Origin of the sequence: Campylobacter sp. P255 (genome assembly GCF_003627915.1) — a bacterium.
Taxonomy (GTDB): Bacteria; Campylobacterota; Campylobacteria; order Campylobacterales; family Campylobacteraceae; genus Campylobacter_D.
The window spans coordinates 1-14,851 of record NZ_NREN01000016.1; the positions used below are offsets into that span (position 1 = coordinate 1).

A 14,851-nucleotide genomic window follows, 5' to 3' on the forward strand; every position below is an offset into this window, starting at 1 on the left:
TCTTCTATATTTTCTTCTATATTTTCTTCTATATTTTCTTCTATATTTTCTTCTATATTTTCTTCTATATTTTCTTCTATATTTTCTTCTATATTTTCTTCTATATTTTCTTCTATATTTTCTTCTACAATGTCACCTAACTGCTCATCATCATTATTGCTAAGCTCTTGGTTGTCAAAATCTTGCATTAATTCCTCATCAAGACCGTTAAGCTCCTCATCAAGCTCATCAATGGCTGCAAGTTCTTCTTTAATTTTATCTTGAGTACTTAACTCCTCTTCAGGCTCAAAATCCATAGCCTCGTCTTCTAAAAGCTCTTCCACTAAAGGTTCTTTTTCATCGGCTGAAATTTCTTCATCTTTTTCCTCTCCAATAAATTGAGCATCACCTGGTAAGTCATCAAAATTCATTTCTTTTTCAACCACTTCTTCGACTACAGGTAAGTCTTCTAAAGAATCAAAAGACGCCGGGGCTTCATCTACATTTTCATCTACATTTTCATCTACATTTTCATCTACATTTTCATCTACATTTTCATCTACATTTTCATCTACATTTTCATCTACATTTTCATCTACATTTTCTTCTACATTTTCTTCTACATTTTCTTCTACATTTTCTTCTACATTTTCTTCTTGGAAATCAGCTAAAAGCAAATCATCTTCTAGTTGCTTATCTTCCAATCCACTTGCAACTAAAGAACCATCGTCTGATTTTAACTCACTGTCTAAACTATCTTCAAAAAACTCTTCTTGCAAGCTTAAATCTTCTTCGCTTAAATTCTCTTCATGCTCAGACAAATCAATACCTTCAAGCAATTCATTACCATCTAAAGGTGTATCTTTATCTATTAACACATCATCTCCATCGTCAAAACTTAACTCATCTTCACTCAAATCTTCTTTTTTATCATCAACCACCAAAGCACTACCCTCACCTAAAAGTTCAATAAAATCAGTAGGTAAAAATGGTTTATACAAGCATTCAACACCATCTATTTTTTCCTGATTTCTAGGTAATAAATATATCAATCTAGTACATTTATCTTTTAACTCATCTAAATTAGCTTCTATATCATGATCTAATATAATTACATCATAAAATTCCTCGAGTTCATCAGTTGTTAAAACTTCTTCAAAATCATAGCCTAGCTTTTGAACTCCTAAACTAACTAGCTTTGAAACAGCTGTATTAGAATTTATGAGTAAAACCTTCATTATCATCTCCCGTATAAAGAAATATCTTATTTTAAAACATTTTTAATTATTTATTGCTTATATATTAAAAAATAATAACTCCATATGTTCAAAACTTTTAATCATAAGACTTTTAAAATACTGCATCATAATCATCAAAATGGCAATCAATACCGCAAAAGATAAAAATATCTTAATAGGATAACCTACCACCAAAAGATTAAATTGAGGCATAGTTTTCATAAGCATACCAAAAATCACATCTGAAAGCAAAGATATTGCTAAGATTGGAAATGCCATCGAAAAACCCAATACAAAGATATTAACCATAGCTTTATTTAAATAAAGCATTAAATTTTCATGTGGGTAAAATCCACCCAAGCTAATATACTCTAACGAATTAGAGATAAAAAGCAAAATCAAATGGTGTCCATCAAAAGCCAAAAAAACAAGCAAAGCAAGCAAATTTAAAATTTGTGATATCACGGGTGTATTAGCACCGGTTGTTGAATCCATAACACTAGCCATAGAAAAACCCATAGTAAAAGAAACTTGCTCACCTGCCATTTGTAAAATAGCAAATGTCATTTGCAAAATAAGTCCAGCAATCATACCAAAAAGCACTTCTGCTAAAAGATATAAAATAAAAAAAGAATCAGGACTAGTTCCCTCTAGTCTTGCTAATGGATATAAAAACATTGTAAAAAATAATACCAAGGTTGTTTTTACCACCAAAGGAATGTTATTATGTGAAAAAAATGGAAAAAAAACAATCAAACCACTCATTCTAGCAAATAAAAGCATGAAAATGACTACATTTTCATCACCTAAATATTTAACAAATTCCATGATTGCTTAAGTGAAATACCTTGTCGCATTTTTTTGCAAGCTCATGATCATGTGTAACAAAAACCAAAGCTGCATTGTTTTCTTTAACATAATCAATCAAAATATCCATAACGTTTAAGGCATTTTTATAATCTAAATTTCCCGTAGCTTCATCAGCAAAAATAATCTTAGGTTTTTTACTCAACACCCTAGCTATACTTACTCTTTGCTGTTGACCACCACTTAGTTTTGTGATTTTTTGATGCATTAAATTTGCAATATCAAGTTTATCTAGTAGTTTATAATCAATACTTTGCTCACTTAAAATACTAGCAAGCTCTATATTTTCTAAAGCCAAAAAGCCTTTAAATAAATAATGCATTTGAAAAATGATACCAAAATCTTTTCTGCGAATTTGCAACAAAGCATCATCATTTAATGCGTAAAGATCTTGATTGTGATAAAAAATTTTCCCCGACTGTGGTTTTAATAGAGTGGATAAAATATGCAAAAGAGTGGATTTACCACATCCACTACTTCCTTGTATCGCAATACAATCTTTTGCATTTATAGTAAAATTTAGGTTTTCAAAAAGCGGAATATCAAAACTGTGACTTAAATTTTCCGCTTTTAAAAGTTCCATTGTTAACCAATTTGAGCAGCAACTTCAGCAGCAAAATCTTCGGTTTTCTTTTCTAAACCCTCGCCTACTTCGAAACGGATGAATTCAACTATTTTAATAGTTCCACCGAGTTCCTTTTCCTTCTCAGCGATTACTTGTTCTATAGTTTTTTTATCATCCATTACATAAAACTGACCCATTAAAGTAAGTCTACTATCAAGTTGAGAGTTGTCTGCGATAAAACTGTTTAATTTACCAGGAATGATATTAGGCCAAATTTTTTCAGGTTTACCTTGAGCTTGAAGTTCAGCCTTAATAGCTTCTTCAGCTGCTTGAATTACTTCTTGAGTTAGCTGTTTTCTACTTGCATATTTTGGAATTTTATGCTCTGGTTTGTTAGGATCTTTTAATCTTCTTCTCTCTTCGTTTTCTTTTTCTAACTCAGCAACTAAAGCTTTATATTCATTCTCTACAAAGTCCATATCAAGTTCTTCATAAGATAAATAACTTGGCTTCATTGCAGCAATATGCATACAAAGATGTTTTAAAAAGTCTCCACATTTACTAGCCGTAGCCTCGCTATCACAAGCAGCAGCGATAACTACACCCACACGACCATTAGTATGAATATAGCCATTTACTATACCATTAGCTTCAGCCTTTAAAGTAGCAAATCTTCTTACAACTAAATTTTCACCAATAGTTGCAATTTGACTTTTCAAATACTCTTCAAATTTAACACCATTAATTTCACTTGAGTGTAATTCTTCTACGCTTTGAAGATTTTTACTCTGAATGTGCGCTGTTGCATCTTTTGTTAAAGCAATAAACTGCTCATTTTTAGCAACAAAGTCTGTCTCTGAATTAATTTCGCTTACTGTAGCACATTTAAAATCATCACTTACTTTTACGCTAACTAAGCCTTCAGCAGCCAAACGATCAGCTTTTTTATCAGCTTTACCAAGACCTTTTTCTCTTAAAAGTTGCACTGCCTTTTCAAAATCACCATCAGTGTCTTTTAAAGCATTTTTACAATCCATCATACCTGCGCCAGTACTTTCGCGCAGTTCTTTTACCATTTGTGCAGTGATTTCAGCCATTACTCTTTATCTCCTTCAAAATCTTCTTCACTCATAGCTTCTTCTAAAACTTCTTTTTTTTCTTCTTCAGAGATTGGTTGCTCTTCATTTGCTTCACCATCTTGCTCTCTTAAAGCTTTACCCTCATTGATAGCTTCAGCCATTTCTTGGCAGAAAAGTTGAACTGAACGAATTGCATCATCGTTTCCTGGTATTGGATAATCAACTAAATCAGGATCGCAGTTTGTATCTAGTGGAGCAACCACAGGAATTTTTAATCTATTCGCTTCTTGTACTGCAATTTTTTCTTTCACAGTATCGATTACAAAAATCATATCCGGTTGAGTTTTCATGTATCTAATACCACCAAGATATGCTAGTAATTTTTCTTTTTTTCTTGTAAGCATTAAAGCTTCTTTTTTAGTTAAAAGTTTAATACTTCCGTCTTCTTCCATTTTTTCTATTACTTCTAATTTTCTAATAGATTGGCGGATTGTTCCAAAATTTGTCATCATACCACCAAGCCATCTATGATTTACATAAGGCATACCACATTTTTCAGCATACTCTTTAATCGCTCCACCCGCTTGCTTTTTAGTACCAACAAATAAAATTGTTTTACCTTCTGCAGCAGCATCACGAACGATATTATATGTATATCTAAAATATCTAAGTGTTTTTTGTAAATCGATTACATAGATACCTTTTCTTTCACCAAAAATAAATTTTTTCATTTTTGGATTCCATCTTCTTGTTTGGTGTCCAAAGTGTACACCACACTCTAATAAATCTCTCATGCTTACCATGAAATTCTCCTTGAAATAAAATAATTAGGTTTATTCCTCCGCATTCTTTAACCCATAAGCAACCTAATAAGGAAATTAATGCGTGTGAAATGAAAGAATATTATATCAAATTTTATTTTATATTTAGCTTATTATTGAAGAAAAAGAACGCCTTAAGGCGTTCTTTGAGTAAATTAGTGTAATTTAGACCAAACTGATCTTTTCCAGCCTATAGCAAAGATACTTAAGATAGCAAAGAATATCATAATGTAAATTCCTGTTTGCTCTCTTTCTTCTTTTTTGCTGTCACCAACTTTTTCAAGATAATTTATAACTTGAGTTTGCGCTTTTTCATTTAAACCAACTCTTGGCATAGCAGTACCGTGAATTTTCTTTTGCGGTTCATTGATGAAAATCTCAAGATAATGTGCACCTTTAGAACGAATCATCATAGATAAATCCGGAGGAGTCATACCAAGATAGTTTTTCAAATCACTCATATTTGAACTTGAAACAAAACCATCATATTTCACATCATGGCATCTTCCACAAGCATTTTCAAAGGTATGCTTGCTTTTTATAAAATCAAATTCTTTAGTTATCAAAGCTGCTTTTTCTTGTTCTGAAAGCTCTTGATTTTTTGCATATTTTTCATCTAATTCAGTTTTTAATTTTGCATCAAAATCTTTTTCGTATGCATTAGCTGTATCTTTGAAGAACGCGATTAAATCTGCTAAATCCTGACTATCTTGTGCTTCATCACCACTTAAAGGATAAGCAGGCATTAAGAAAGGATTTTCATCGTTAAATTTGTGTGAAATTTGCAAAGCTTTAACCGGATCAACAATCAATGCTGCTAAAAATTTCTCATCATAAATAGCACCTGCATCACTTAAATCAGGTGGTGTCACACCCAAAGAAGAATCTGTGATAGTCGCAGGAATTCCTGCTGCTTTAACACCGTGACACGCGATACAATTTCCCTCAAAAAGCTCTTTACCTTTTTGAGCATTACCTTTAGTAAAATCAATTTTTGCTATTTTTTCCCACAACTGCTTAGTTGCTTCTTCTTGGCTTTGAGCAAGCTCTAATGCTTTTTGTGCATTAGCAATAGCTTTTTCATTACCCGAAGCATTTGCATCAATAGCCGCTTTTTGCTTTAAAGCCAATTCATTTTTAGTAAATTCTGCATCAGCTTTTGCAAAATCAAAATTTACTGGTGTTGAAGGGGGATTCATCACTGAATGCGCATAAGGCTCAACTCCCCAATATACTAAACCTGTGAAAAAGACAACTATAAAAAATATCTTTAACTCTCTCATTATTAGCCCCTTTTTCTTTCCATGATAGTAATAATTGGCAATACCACTAATAATAGCAATAAAAATACCATAGAAGCATAAAATCCTATCCAAGCATTGATACCTGTTGGAGGAAGTTTACCATAAACTGTCAACACGATTAAATCTATCAATAATACCCAAAACCATATAAAGAACATCGGTCTTTCATGTGCAGGTTTTACCACATCACTTCTATCAAGCCAAGGCAATAAGAAGAAGATAATTTGCGCTATACCAAATGCCGCAAGTCCTATATCAAACGCTTTAATACTTCCAATATCAAAGAAAAATCCTCTTAATACTTCATAACTCCACAAGAAATACCACTCAGGATAAATATGAGGAGGGGTTTTTAAAGAGTTCGCAGGATCAAAGTTGATCGGATCCATTGCAAAATTAAATTTAAAACATACCAAATAAAAGAAGAAAATCATAAATAAAGCAATATACATGAAGTCTTTAGCTAAAAATCCTGGCCAAAAAGGAATTACTTTAGAACCTTTTGTGTCACCTGCTAAATATTTTTCAGCTTCTAAGTCAAAATCAATTTCTTCTGCGATTTCGTTATTAACATGAGGAATTCTCAAAGAATAAAAGTGAAATGCAATAATCGCAAAAATCACAATCGGTAGTAAACATACATGCAGCATGAAAAATCTTGTTAAGGTTGGATCAGATACCGCAAAATCCCCTCTTATCCAAATAACCAAAGCATCACCTATAAAAGGAATTCCACCAAAAAGTTGCGTAATAACTTGTGCAGCCCAAAAGCTCATTTGTCCCCAAGGTAGCATATAACCGCTAAATGCTTCTGCTGAAAAGACAACAAATAAAAGCATACCACTAACCCAAATCATCTCACGGCCTTTTTTATAAGAACCATAATAAATTCCAGTTAGCATATGAATATAGATAATCAAAAACACAACCGAAGCTGCAACACCATGCATATGACGCCAAAGCCAGCCATATTCAACTTCTTGCATGATAGTTTTATTTACACTATCAAAAGCCAAAGCCACATCCGGCTTATAATACATTACTAAAAATAAACCCGAGATAAATAAAATAGCAAAAAGAGTAGTTAAAATAACACCCATTGCCCATAAGAAATTTATTTGTTTTGGTATCCAATATTGAGCCATTAATACATTAAAAAGCTTATTTACAGCTAATCTTTGATCAAGCCAATCTACAATACCATTAGCTTTTTTTATTTGTGCCATATCAAGCCTCCGCGATCATTTTTTTATATTCAGGACCTTCTTCGCCTAATACCAATTTCGTTCCATCGATTCTAAAAGGAGGAATATCTAAAGGTCTTGGAGGAGGACCAAATACATTTTTACCGCTAGTGTCAAACTCGCCACCATGGCACGCACATTTAAATAATTTCTCACTTGGAGCATAAGCTGGAATACAGCCCAAATGCGTGCAAAGACCAATAACCACAGTATAAGCAACATCACCAACAACAACATCTCTGCTGCTATCTTTTGCCATATCTGCATCTTTTTTTAAGATAAATATTGGTTTTTTACGCCATTCGATTGTTCTTAATTCGCCCTCTTTCATGCCAGAAAGATCTACAGTAGTAATACCTGCTGCTTTTACACTTGGGAGCGGATCCCATGTTTTTTTCATTGCAACTAATGAAAAAGCACCACCCACAGCAGCTACTGTTCCAAAGGCAAAGCCCATAAAGCTTCGTCTACTTTCAGATGTAGCCATTTTACTTCCTTTGTTTTGATTTGTATGTAAAACATAACAGTTTATCTAAAAAATAATAAATTTTTTCTTTTGAAAAACGTTTATATTAAATTTAATTTTCTAAAATAAACATCACTTGCGATTGATTAAAACACAATATAAGTCTGATTATCACGGAGAAAAATATAATAAATATCAAAATTATTTCAAAGACTTAATAATCATCTTTGAAATAATACAACTATATCATTTTTTATCGTTTTTCATTTTAATATAAATATGCAAGATATCTAAAGCAGCAGGAGTAATGCCACTAATTTGTGAAGCTGCAAAAATAGTAGGTGGATTAAATTTTTGTAGTTTTTCTACCACTTCATTGCTTAAACCACTTACACTTTTAAAGTCAAAATTTTCAGGAATTTTTAGCTCATTTAAATTTTTCATTTTTTCAATTTGTGCTTTTTGCATTGCAATATAATGATAGTACTTCGCTTCATTTAAAATTTCATTTAAAGAATACTCGTCCATATTTTTAAACATCTCATCTAAAGTTTTTAGCTTTTCTATATTAAAACTTGCTCTTGCAACAATTTTTTGCAAAGTAACAATAGAAGTGATTTTTTCTTCTCCTATGCTTTGTAAAAAATCATTGTTTTGATTACTTGGAGTCCATGTAGTGCAAAGTAAAAATTTAAGCCCTTGATCAACATTTTGTTTTATATTTTTTATATAAACATAGTCTTCTTGGCTTAAAAGTTTAAAATTATAACCATACTCTCCTAGTCTTAAAATAGCGTTTTCTTCTCTTAAGAGTAGTCTATACTCAGCTCTTGAAGTAAACATTCTGTAAGGCTCTTTAGTGCCTTTCATAACCAAATCATCAATCAAAACTCCTATATAAGCCTCATCACGCCCTAGCACAAAAGGCTCTTTTTCATCGATTGCTAAAACTGCATTTATCCCTGCCATAAATCCCTGTGCAGCCGCTTCTTCATAACCGGTTGTCCCGTTAATTTGCCCAGCACAGTATAAATTTTTAATTTTTTTGGTTTCTAAAGTATGTTTTAGCTCTGTTGGATCAATATAATCATATTCTATAGCATAACCAAAACGCGTGATTTTAGCATTTTCAAAACCTTTTATACTTCTTAACATTGCAATTTGCACTTCATAAGGAAGAGAGGTAGAAAAACCATTGATATAATATTCTGTTGCATCTTTAGTTTGAGGTTCTATAAATAAATGATGACTTTCTTTATCACCAAAGCGATTAATCTTATCTTCAATAGAAGGGCAATATCTTGGCCCTATTCCTTCAATTTGTCCTGTGAAAAGCGGTGCACGATAAAAATTATTTTTAATAATCTCATGCGTAGTGAGATTGGTTCTTGCAATATAGCATGGAAGCTGATTAGGTTTGAAATTTTTGGTTTTAAAGCTAAATGCTTTAGGGTTTTCATCTCCGGGCTGAATTTCTAAAACACTAAAGTCAATACTTTTTGCATCTACTCTTGGACAAGTTCCTGTTTTTAACCTTCCCACTTTTAAACCACTTTGCTTTAAATAATCTCCCAAATTTACAGAAGCAAGCTCACCAACCCTGCCAGCTTGAAGTTTAGTTTCGCCTATATGGATAAGTCCATTCAAAAAAGTTCCTGTTGTTAGTATGATTTTTTTAGCAAAATATGTATTTTCTAAATTAGTTTTAACTCCTCTTAGCTCATCATTTTCTACAATCAAAGACAATGCCTGCTCTTGAGAAATTTCTAAATTCTCAAGCTTTAAAAGCATATTTCTAGCACAAATTCTATAAGCATCCATGTCAATTTGTGCTCTACTCCCACGCACTGCAACACCTTTGCTTTCATTTAAAATTCTAAATTGAATTCCAGCCTCATCAGTAATTTGCCCCATAAGTCCACCCATAGCATCAAGCTCTTTTACTAAGTGTCCCTTTGCTAAACCGCCTATGGCAGGATTACAACTTGCAGCACCAATTTGTTCGATTAAAGTAGTTAAAAGTAAAGTTTTTTTACCCATTTTAGCAGCCGCAGCACTTGCCTCAACCCCAGCATGCCCGCCACCAATTACGATTATATCATACATATTTTGACCTCATTCTTACTAAAAAAGGCAAAAATTATATAATAATTTTTAAAATAAAACACTAAAAATATTTTTTGAAATTTAAAAGTTTTAGATAAAATCTCATAAAAAATACAAGGTTTTGAATGTTTAATGGATTAATCCGGGAATTAGCCTTTGTTAAATCTTATGAAAACAATACCTTAAGACTAAAGGCTACTTACCAACCAAAACTCGGCGATAGCATTGCTGTTAATGGTGCATGCTTAAGTGTAACCCAGCTATTTGATGATGGTTTTAATCTCGAGCTTTCTTATGAAACAAGAACTCGCATAGTGGTTGAAAATCTAAAAGACTATGTACATATTGAACCTGCTTTACGCTATGGCGATAGAATAGATGGACACTTAATGCAAGGACATATTGATGGTATCGGTGAAATTAATAATATTATCAAAAAAGAAAATGGAGTAGATTTTTATATCAAATGTCCTAATGATATACAAATATATATGGCAAATAAAGCTAGCGTTGCTATAGATGGGGTAAGCTTAACCATTAATGAAGTTTTAAATGATGACATTCGCTTGACTATCATCCCTATAACTTTTGAAGAAACCTTGTTTAAAACTTACAACATAGGAAGAAAAGTCAACATAGAAAGTGATCTTTTAGCAAGGTATATTCATAGACAACTACACTATAAAAAAGAACCTTCATGGCAAGAAATAGACAAAATCACATCACTTTATTAGAAAATGATCATTGTAAAGCTTTCATAGCCTTTGATCAAGACTATAATATTTTTAGAGCCAACATTCACACTAATATTTTTCCTTGGGAAAAAACTATACAAAAATGCGTATTTTTAAACCAAATTCATTCAAACATCATCACTTGCTATGATAAAAACTTTCACTTTGATGCTGATGGAGTAATTAGCGAGAAAAAAAACATTGCCTTGTGTGTTTTAAGCGCTGATTGCTTGCCTGTGCTTTTATATGATTGTAAAAACCAAAGCATAGCTGCATTACATGCTGGAAGAAAAGGATGTTTTGAAAATATCTTAAAAGAAGCTGTCTTAAAAATGCAAAAAAATTTTAATACTCAGGTAAAAAATTTAAAACTCATACTTTCAGCAGGAATTTGTGCTAAAAACTATGAAATCAATGGAGAACTTTTAGAATTGAGTAGGCAAAGGTTTACATCTTTTTTATATGGAAATAAACTTGATTTAAAAGCATTAATCAAATTTCAAGCAAAAGAATTGGGGATTGAAGATATTTTTGATATCAATCTTTGCACTTTTGATGATGAGAGATTTTTCTCATATAGAAAAAACAAAACCCCAAAGCGCATTGTTAGCGTGATTTATTTAAAGGATCAAAATGTATGAAATAAAAAATTTACTAGCACTAAAAATTTTACAAAAAGCAAGAGAGCTAGGCGATAATGATTTAAGCAATGAGCTTTTAATCACACAAATGCTAAAACACGACTTACAAAAATTAAAACAAAATGATACTAAAAATTTAGGCGAAGTATTTACCACACTCATTAACGCTAAAGAAAAAGCCAAGATGAGTAATAAATAATCTTAAAACTTCCAACTTAAGATAAATTTTGTTCCTTTGTTTAATTCACTTTCTACTTTAATATCAATATGATGATCTTTGCAAATTTTATCCACCAAAGAAAGTCCTATCCCAAAACCTCCTTGATTTTCATTAAATCTTGAATAGCGTTCGAATATATTGGCTAAATTTTCTTTTGCAATACCACATCCACTATCTTCTATCTCAAGGCTTTGTTTTAAAAGAGTTATTTTTATATGACCATTTTTGATATTGTATTTAATTGCATTATTCACAAGATTATCAAACATTTTAAAAAACTGCTCTTTATTGGCATAAATTTTCCCATCATCTTCCAAAAAAAGCTCCAAAGTAATGTTTTTTTGCTCTAAAAAAATCTTAAAATACTCCATTCTTTCTTTAATCAAGTCTTTTAAATATATCCAATCTTTTTTAGCTTCATAAGCTTGATAAAAATTTAAAAAAGTCAAATCAGAATACAAATGACTTAAGGTTAAAGCAGCTATCTTTACACGCTTTAAGGCTTTTATTTCTTCAAAATTTTTCTTTCTTTCCAAACTCTCTACACTCATCAATATGGCACTAATTGGAGTGTTAATTTCATGTGTGGTATCTTTAATAAAATTATTTAAAAATCGTATCCTCATCTCCAAAGGTTTAAGTGCAAATTTTAAAATAAAATACCCTACTATGCTTACAAAAACCAAAGAAAACACCATAGCCAAAGCAACCTTAAACCTAATCAAACCAAGCTCTTTAGATATATCATCACCTTGTATTAAAATCCTCAAGCGATTGACATCACCTAGTATTTCCAAAGCACTTTGACCTTGATGATCATCTAGCAAGAGATTGTTTAAATTAACATCGGCTATATAAATCACAGTATTATTATTATAAATACTTGCATTATTAAGTTTAAAAAATGTTGTTTGAGCAGGTATATCAAGACTAGAAAAATACACTCTAGTTCTATCAAAAACCGCAAATTTGATATTAGAAATTTGTGCAATTTTTTTCGCGCTTTTTTCTATAGGCTCAAAGCGTGATTTTTCCATTTGTAAACTTATAAATCGATGTTCTTGTCGTAAATTTATACTATGATCACTTACTAATTCTTCGATTAATTTTGCATACCATACCCCAAAAAGTACAGCTAGTACACTTCCTATGCTCACTAAGTACAAGGTTAAAATTTGCCATGCTACACGCTTGGCTTCATACATAACAATACCCTCTTCCTCTTTGATTTACAATACTATCTTTACCCAGAATTTTTCTTAAATTTTTTACATAAGCTCTTAAACTAAGCTCACTTGGTTCTTGATCATACTCCCATATTTCTTCAAAAATATATGCAGTGTCTATAAATTTCCCTTTGTTTTTAAGCAATAAAGATAAAAGCTTTAGTTCTTTTAAAGGCAAAGATAAAGGTTTATCATTTTGATACAAAGTCTGCGACACAAAAGCAAATTTAAAACCATTACCCAAATCTTCATAGTCTTCATTTTTATGCGCAAAAGAGCGCTTTAAAATAGCATTGATTCTTATTTTCAATTCTTCTAATTCAAATGGTTTTTTAATATAATCATCACATCCACTTTCAAAGCCTTTTTGTAAATCCATTGTGGTATTTAAAGAAGTCATGAAAATTGCAGGAGTATACTTACCCGACTGTCTTAAATTTTTAAGCACACTAAAGCCATCTCCTAAAGGAACTTTCACATCTAAAATCCACAAGTCAAAATTTTTCTCATATGCCTTATCTTGAGCATCTTGCGCATTATCTACTAGGGTTACTCCAAAACCTTCTTCTTCTAAAAATTCACTCACAATTTCACCTAGATTAATGTCATCTTCTAGTAAAAGAATTTGGGTTGGCATTTTTATCCTTCTTGTTGGTTTTACTTTATATATTATAAAATTTTTACGTAAATTTAGCGTGAATTTAGCGGAGTTAAAGCGAAATATTTATAGAATATTAAATGTCTATAATTTACACACTAGGATTTTATCATGCTACCTGAATGGGACCGGAAATACAGTATTAACAACGAAAAACTTGATTCTCAACATCAAAAGCTGTTTGAACTTGCAGCAAAAGTTGAGGAAATTTCTGACAGACCTATTTATCAAGTAGAGTTAAAAAAGCTAGTTGCAGAATTTTTTAGCTATATCAAAGTTCATTTTCAAGATGAAGAAGCCTATATGGCAGAGATCAAATACCCCTATCTTGAAGAACATAGACTAATGCACAAGCAAATCACAAAATCCATGATCAAGCTCATACAAAGTATAAAAAGCACCAATGATCTTAAAGAAAAATTATATCTTGTTGTTAACTCATGGCTTATAGAACACATCATTCAACATGATATGATGATAGAACATTGGCGCCAAAGCACCCAAGTTAAAAACACCTCAGATACTTTTGAAGAAGAGCCTCAAAAGCCAAAAAAATTTTCATACCAGTGTCAATGTGAAGGAAAAATTCACAAAGTGCCTTACGATATCCATCTTAAAATGCAATACTCCAAAGTCCAATTTAAATACAAAGAATGCTCTAGTAACCTCATTCAATGCAAAGAAAAAACAGAAATTTAATAAAAAATTAATTATTTTTTAAAAAAAATTAAAATATAATCCTCGCATCATCTTGCACAAACACAAAACAAGGAGCGTTTATGCTACCAAAATGGTGTGATAAATACAGTATTCATAACGAAGAAATCGATAAACAACATAAAAAGCTATTTGAACTCGCAGCTAATGTTGAATTAATCTCAGACAAACCAGTCCACAAAGGACAAATCAAATTTTTACTTGCAGATTTTTTTAATTATATGAAAGAGCATTTTTCAGAAGAAGAAAAATATATGGCAAAGATCGCCTACCCTGAACTAGCACATCATCAAAAAATTCATAAAAGCATCATCCAATCTATGATAGATTTAATTCAAAACATCAAAAGCACTAACGACTTAAAAGAAAAACTTAATATCATCGCATCAAAATGGCTACTAGAGCACATTTTAAGAGAAGATATGAAAATAGAAAAATGGCATCAAGAACAATTAAATAAAAACAACTCTACACCAAGCGCTGAAAAAACACAAGAAATTTATGAATACATTTGCTCATGTACGGACAAAATCCACAAAGTTCCTTTTGAAATACATCAAAAAATTCAAACAACTAACGCAAGTTATAAATGCAAAACTTGCCAAGAATCAATTAGACTAAAATAAAGGCCATATAATGAATAAACGACGCTACACTTTAACCCTCTCACAAGAACTTTATGAACGCTTAGAAGCAACTGCAAAATTTTCCAAAAAGAAAAAAGCTACGATTTTACGTAATGCTTTAGAGAATTATCTTGATGAAATGGAAGACTTCGCACCTGCTATAGAAGCACTAGAAGATTTAAAAGATGGAGACAGCCAAAAACTTGACAGTATAATCAAAAAATTAAAATGCTAGTTTCCAAACATTAACTATCAAGGAGCATAATTACACTTGTAAAAGCAAACATTCATAGATAACTCCTTAGTTTTTAAAGATCTAGTTTTAAGCTAGATCTTTAAAGATATATTATCATCTTACAA

The 14,851-nt window shown here is 31.4% G+C and carries 17 protein-coding genes; 6 read left to right on the plus strand and 11 right to left on the minus strand.

From position 1 onward, the window contains the following. From CKA54_RS07685 to mnmG, 9 genes are all read right to left on the minus strand, one after another. Nucleotides 1-1,217 (minus strand): hypothetical protein (locus CKA54_RS07685; protein ID WP_172586683.1); only part of this gene is annotated, 1,217 nt, incomplete at its 3' end. A 57-nt stretch (nt 1,218-1,274) separates the two neighbouring features. Beyond that, entirely contained in the window at nt 1,275-2,045 is a 771-nt protein-coding gene (gene fliR, locus CKA54_RS07235; RefSeq protein ID WP_120760888.1) for a flagellar biosynthetic protein FliR, read from the minus strand. Then, complete coding sequence (locus tag CKA54_RS07240) at nt 2,032-2,667, minus strand: ABC transporter ATP-binding protein (RefSeq protein WP_043020018.1); 636 nt, start codon at nt 2,665-2,667, stop codon at nt 2,032-2,034. Before CKA54_RS07240 ends, fliR begins: the two co-directional genes overlap by 14 nt. Before the next feature lie 2 nt (nt 2,668-2,669). Beyond that, a complete protein-coding gene (gene tsf / locus CKA54_RS07245; RefSeq protein ID WP_120760889.1) occupies nt 2,670-3,746 on the minus strand; it encodes a translation elongation factor Ts in 1,077 nt (358 codons plus the stop codon). After that, entirely contained in the window at nt 3,746-4,531 is a 786-nt protein-coding gene (rpsB, locus tag CKA54_RS07250) for a 30S ribosomal protein S2 (RefSeq protein WP_120760890.1), read from the minus strand. The genes tsf and rpsB overlap by 1 nt, the downstream gene beginning before the upstream one ends. A gap of 173 nt (nt 4,532-4,704) precedes the next feature. After that, a complete protein-coding gene (locus CKA54_RS07255; RefSeq protein ID WP_120760891.1) occupies nt 4,705-5,832 on the minus strand; it encodes a c-type cytochrome in 1,128 nt (375 codons plus the stop codon). A gap of 2 nt (nt 5,833-5,834) precedes the next feature. Beyond that, nucleotides 5,835-7,079, minus strand: a complete 1,245-nt coding sequence (locus tag CKA54_RS07260; RefSeq protein WP_120760892.1) for a cytochrome bc complex cytochrome b subunit — start codon at nt 7,077-7,079, stop codon at nt 5,835-5,837. A 1-nt stretch (nt 7,080) separates the two neighbouring features. Then, complete coding sequence (locus CKA54_RS07265; RefSeq protein WP_120760893.1) at nt 7,081-7,584, minus strand: ubiquinol-cytochrome c reductase iron-sulfur subunit; 504 nt, start codon at nt 7,582-7,584, stop codon at nt 7,081-7,083. 225 nt (nt 7,585-7,809) lie between these two features. Continuing rightward, on the minus strand, nt 7,810-9,669 hold the full coding sequence (gene mnmG, locus CKA54_RS07270) for a tRNA uridine-5-carboxymethylaminomethyl(34) synthesis enzyme MnmG (RefSeq protein ID WP_120760894.1): 1,860 nt from the start codon (nt 9,667-9,669) through the stop codon (nt 7,810-7,812). A gap of 125 nt (nt 9,670-9,794) precedes the next feature. Here mnmG and ribE point away from each other — a divergent pair, with 125 nt between their 5' ends. The 3 genes from ribE to CKA54_RS07285 are packed head-to-tail and all read left to right on the plus strand — an operon-like array spanning nt 9,795 to nt 11,243. Next, nucleotides 9,795-10,403 (plus strand): riboflavin synthase, encoded by a 609-nt coding sequence (gene ribE / locus CKA54_RS07275; protein WP_120760895.1) that lies wholly within the window; start codon nt 9,795-9,797, stop codon nt 10,401-10,403. Then, the gene (gene pgeF, locus CKA54_RS07280; RefSeq protein ID WP_120760896.1) at nt 10,367-11,044 is read left to right on the plus strand and encodes a peptidoglycan editing factor PgeF; all 678 of its coding nucleotides are present in this window, start codon (nt 10,367-10,369) and stop codon (nt 11,042-11,044) included. The genes ribE and pgeF overlap by 37 nt, the downstream gene beginning before the upstream one ends. Further along, the gene (locus CKA54_RS07285) at nt 11,037-11,243 is read left to right on the plus strand and encodes a hypothetical protein (RefSeq protein ID WP_120760897.1); all 207 of its coding nucleotides are present in this window, start codon (nt 11,037-11,039) and stop codon (nt 11,241-11,243) included. Before pgeF ends, CKA54_RS07285 begins: the two co-directional genes overlap by 8 nt. Before the next feature lie 2 nt (nt 11,244-11,245). On the opposite strand, the gene CKA54_RS07290 is transcribed toward CKA54_RS07285, so the two are convergent. Together CKA54_RS07290 and CKA54_RS07295 are read right to left on the minus strand one after the other, a co-directional pair. Continuing rightward, complete coding sequence (locus tag CKA54_RS07290) at nt 11,246-12,469, minus strand: HAMP domain-containing sensor histidine kinase (protein ID WP_120760898.1); 1,224 nt, start codon at nt 12,467-12,469, stop codon at nt 11,246-11,248. Next, the gene (locus tag CKA54_RS07295) at nt 12,462-13,127 is read right to left on the minus strand and encodes a response regulator transcription factor (RefSeq protein ID WP_120760899.1); all 666 of its coding nucleotides are present in this window, start codon (nt 13,125-13,127) and stop codon (nt 12,462-12,464) included. The genes CKA54_RS07290 and CKA54_RS07295 overlap by 8 nt, the downstream gene beginning before the upstream one ends. A 132-nt stretch (nt 13,128-13,259) precedes the next feature. On the opposite strand from CKA54_RS07295, the gene CKA54_RS07300 reads away from it, so the two are divergent. The 3 genes from CKA54_RS07300 (at nt 13,260) to CKA54_RS07310 (ending at nt 14,726) form a co-directional block, all read left to right on the plus strand. Further along, entirely contained in the window at nt 13,260-13,847 is a 588-nt protein-coding gene (locus CKA54_RS07300) for a bacteriohemerythrin (protein ID WP_120760900.1), read from the plus strand. A gap of 80 nt (nt 13,848-13,927) precedes the next feature. After that, complete coding sequence (locus CKA54_RS07305; RefSeq protein ID WP_120760901.1) at nt 13,928-14,491, plus strand: bacteriohemerythrin; 564 nt, start codon at nt 13,928-13,930, stop codon at nt 14,489-14,491. 10 nt (nt 14,492-14,501) lie between these two features. After that, nucleotides 14,502-14,726 carry a CopG family transcriptional regulator gene (locus CKA54_RS07310; protein ID WP_120760902.1) on the plus strand — a complete coding sequence of 75 codons (225 nt, stop codon included), beginning with the start codon at nt 14,502-14,504 and terminating at the stop codon, nt 14,724-14,726. Nucleotides 14,727-14,851: the final 125 nt, after the last annotated feature.

Bases quoted from the DNA above. Each gene is read 5' to 3' on its own strand.
- fliR (WP_120760888.1), bottom strand. From the start codon at position 2,045: ATGGAATTTGTTAAATATTTAGGTGATGAAAATGTAGTCATTTTCATG.
- CKA54_RS07240 (WP_043020018.1), bottom strand. From the start codon at position 2,667: ATGGAACTTTTAAAAGCGGAAAATTTAAGTCACAGTTTTGATATTCCG.
- tsf (WP_120760889.1), bottom strand. From the start codon at position 3,746: ATGGCTGAAATCACTGCACAAATGGTAAAAGAACTGCGCGAAAGTACT.
- rpsB (WP_120760890.1), bottom strand. From the start codon at position 4,531: ATGGTAAGCATGAGAGATTTATTAGAGTGTGGTGTACACTTTGGACAC.
- CKA54_RS07255 (WP_120760891.1), bottom strand. From the start codon at position 5,832: ATGAGAGAGTTAAAGATATTTTTTATAGTTGTCTTTTTCACAGGTTTA.
- CKA54_RS07260 (WP_120760892.1), bottom strand. From the start codon at position 7,079: ATGGCACAAATAAAAAAAGCTAATGGTATTGTAGATTGGCTTGATCAA.
- CKA54_RS07265 (WP_120760893.1), bottom strand. From the start codon at position 7,584: ATGGCTACATCTGAAAGTAGACGAAGCTTTATGGGCTTTGCCTTTGGA.
- mnmG (WP_120760894.1), bottom strand. From the start codon at position 9,669: ATGTATGATATAATCGTAATTGGTGGCGGGCATGCTGGGGTTGAGGCA.
- ribE (WP_120760895.1), top strand. From the start codon at position 9,795: ATGTTTAATGGATTAATCCGGGAATTAGCCTTTGTTAAATCTTATGAA.
- pgeF (WP_120760896.1), top strand. From the start codon at position 10,367: ATGGCAAGAAATAGACAAAATCACATCACTTTATTAGAAAATGATCAT.
- CKA54_RS07285 (WP_120760897.1), top strand. From the start codon at position 11,037: ATGTATGAAATAAAAAATTTACTAGCACTAAAAATTTTACAAAAAGCA.
- CKA54_RS07290 (WP_120760898.1), bottom strand. From the start codon at position 12,469: ATGTATGAAGCCAAGCGTGTAGCATGGCAAATTTTAACCTTGTACTTA.
- CKA54_RS07295 (WP_120760899.1), bottom strand. From the start codon at position 13,127: ATGCCAACCCAAATTCTTTTACTAGAAGATGACATTAATCTAGGTGAA.
- CKA54_RS07300 (WP_120760900.1), top strand. From the start codon at position 13,260: ATGCTACCTGAATGGGACCGGAAATACAGTATTAACAACGAAAAACTT.
- CKA54_RS07305 (WP_120760901.1), top strand. From the start codon at position 13,928: ATGCTACCAAAATGGTGTGATAAATACAGTATTCATAACGAAGAAATC.
- CKA54_RS07310 (WP_120760902.1), top strand. From the start codon at position 14,502: ATGAATAAACGACGCTACACTTTAACCCTCTCACAAGAACTTTATGAA.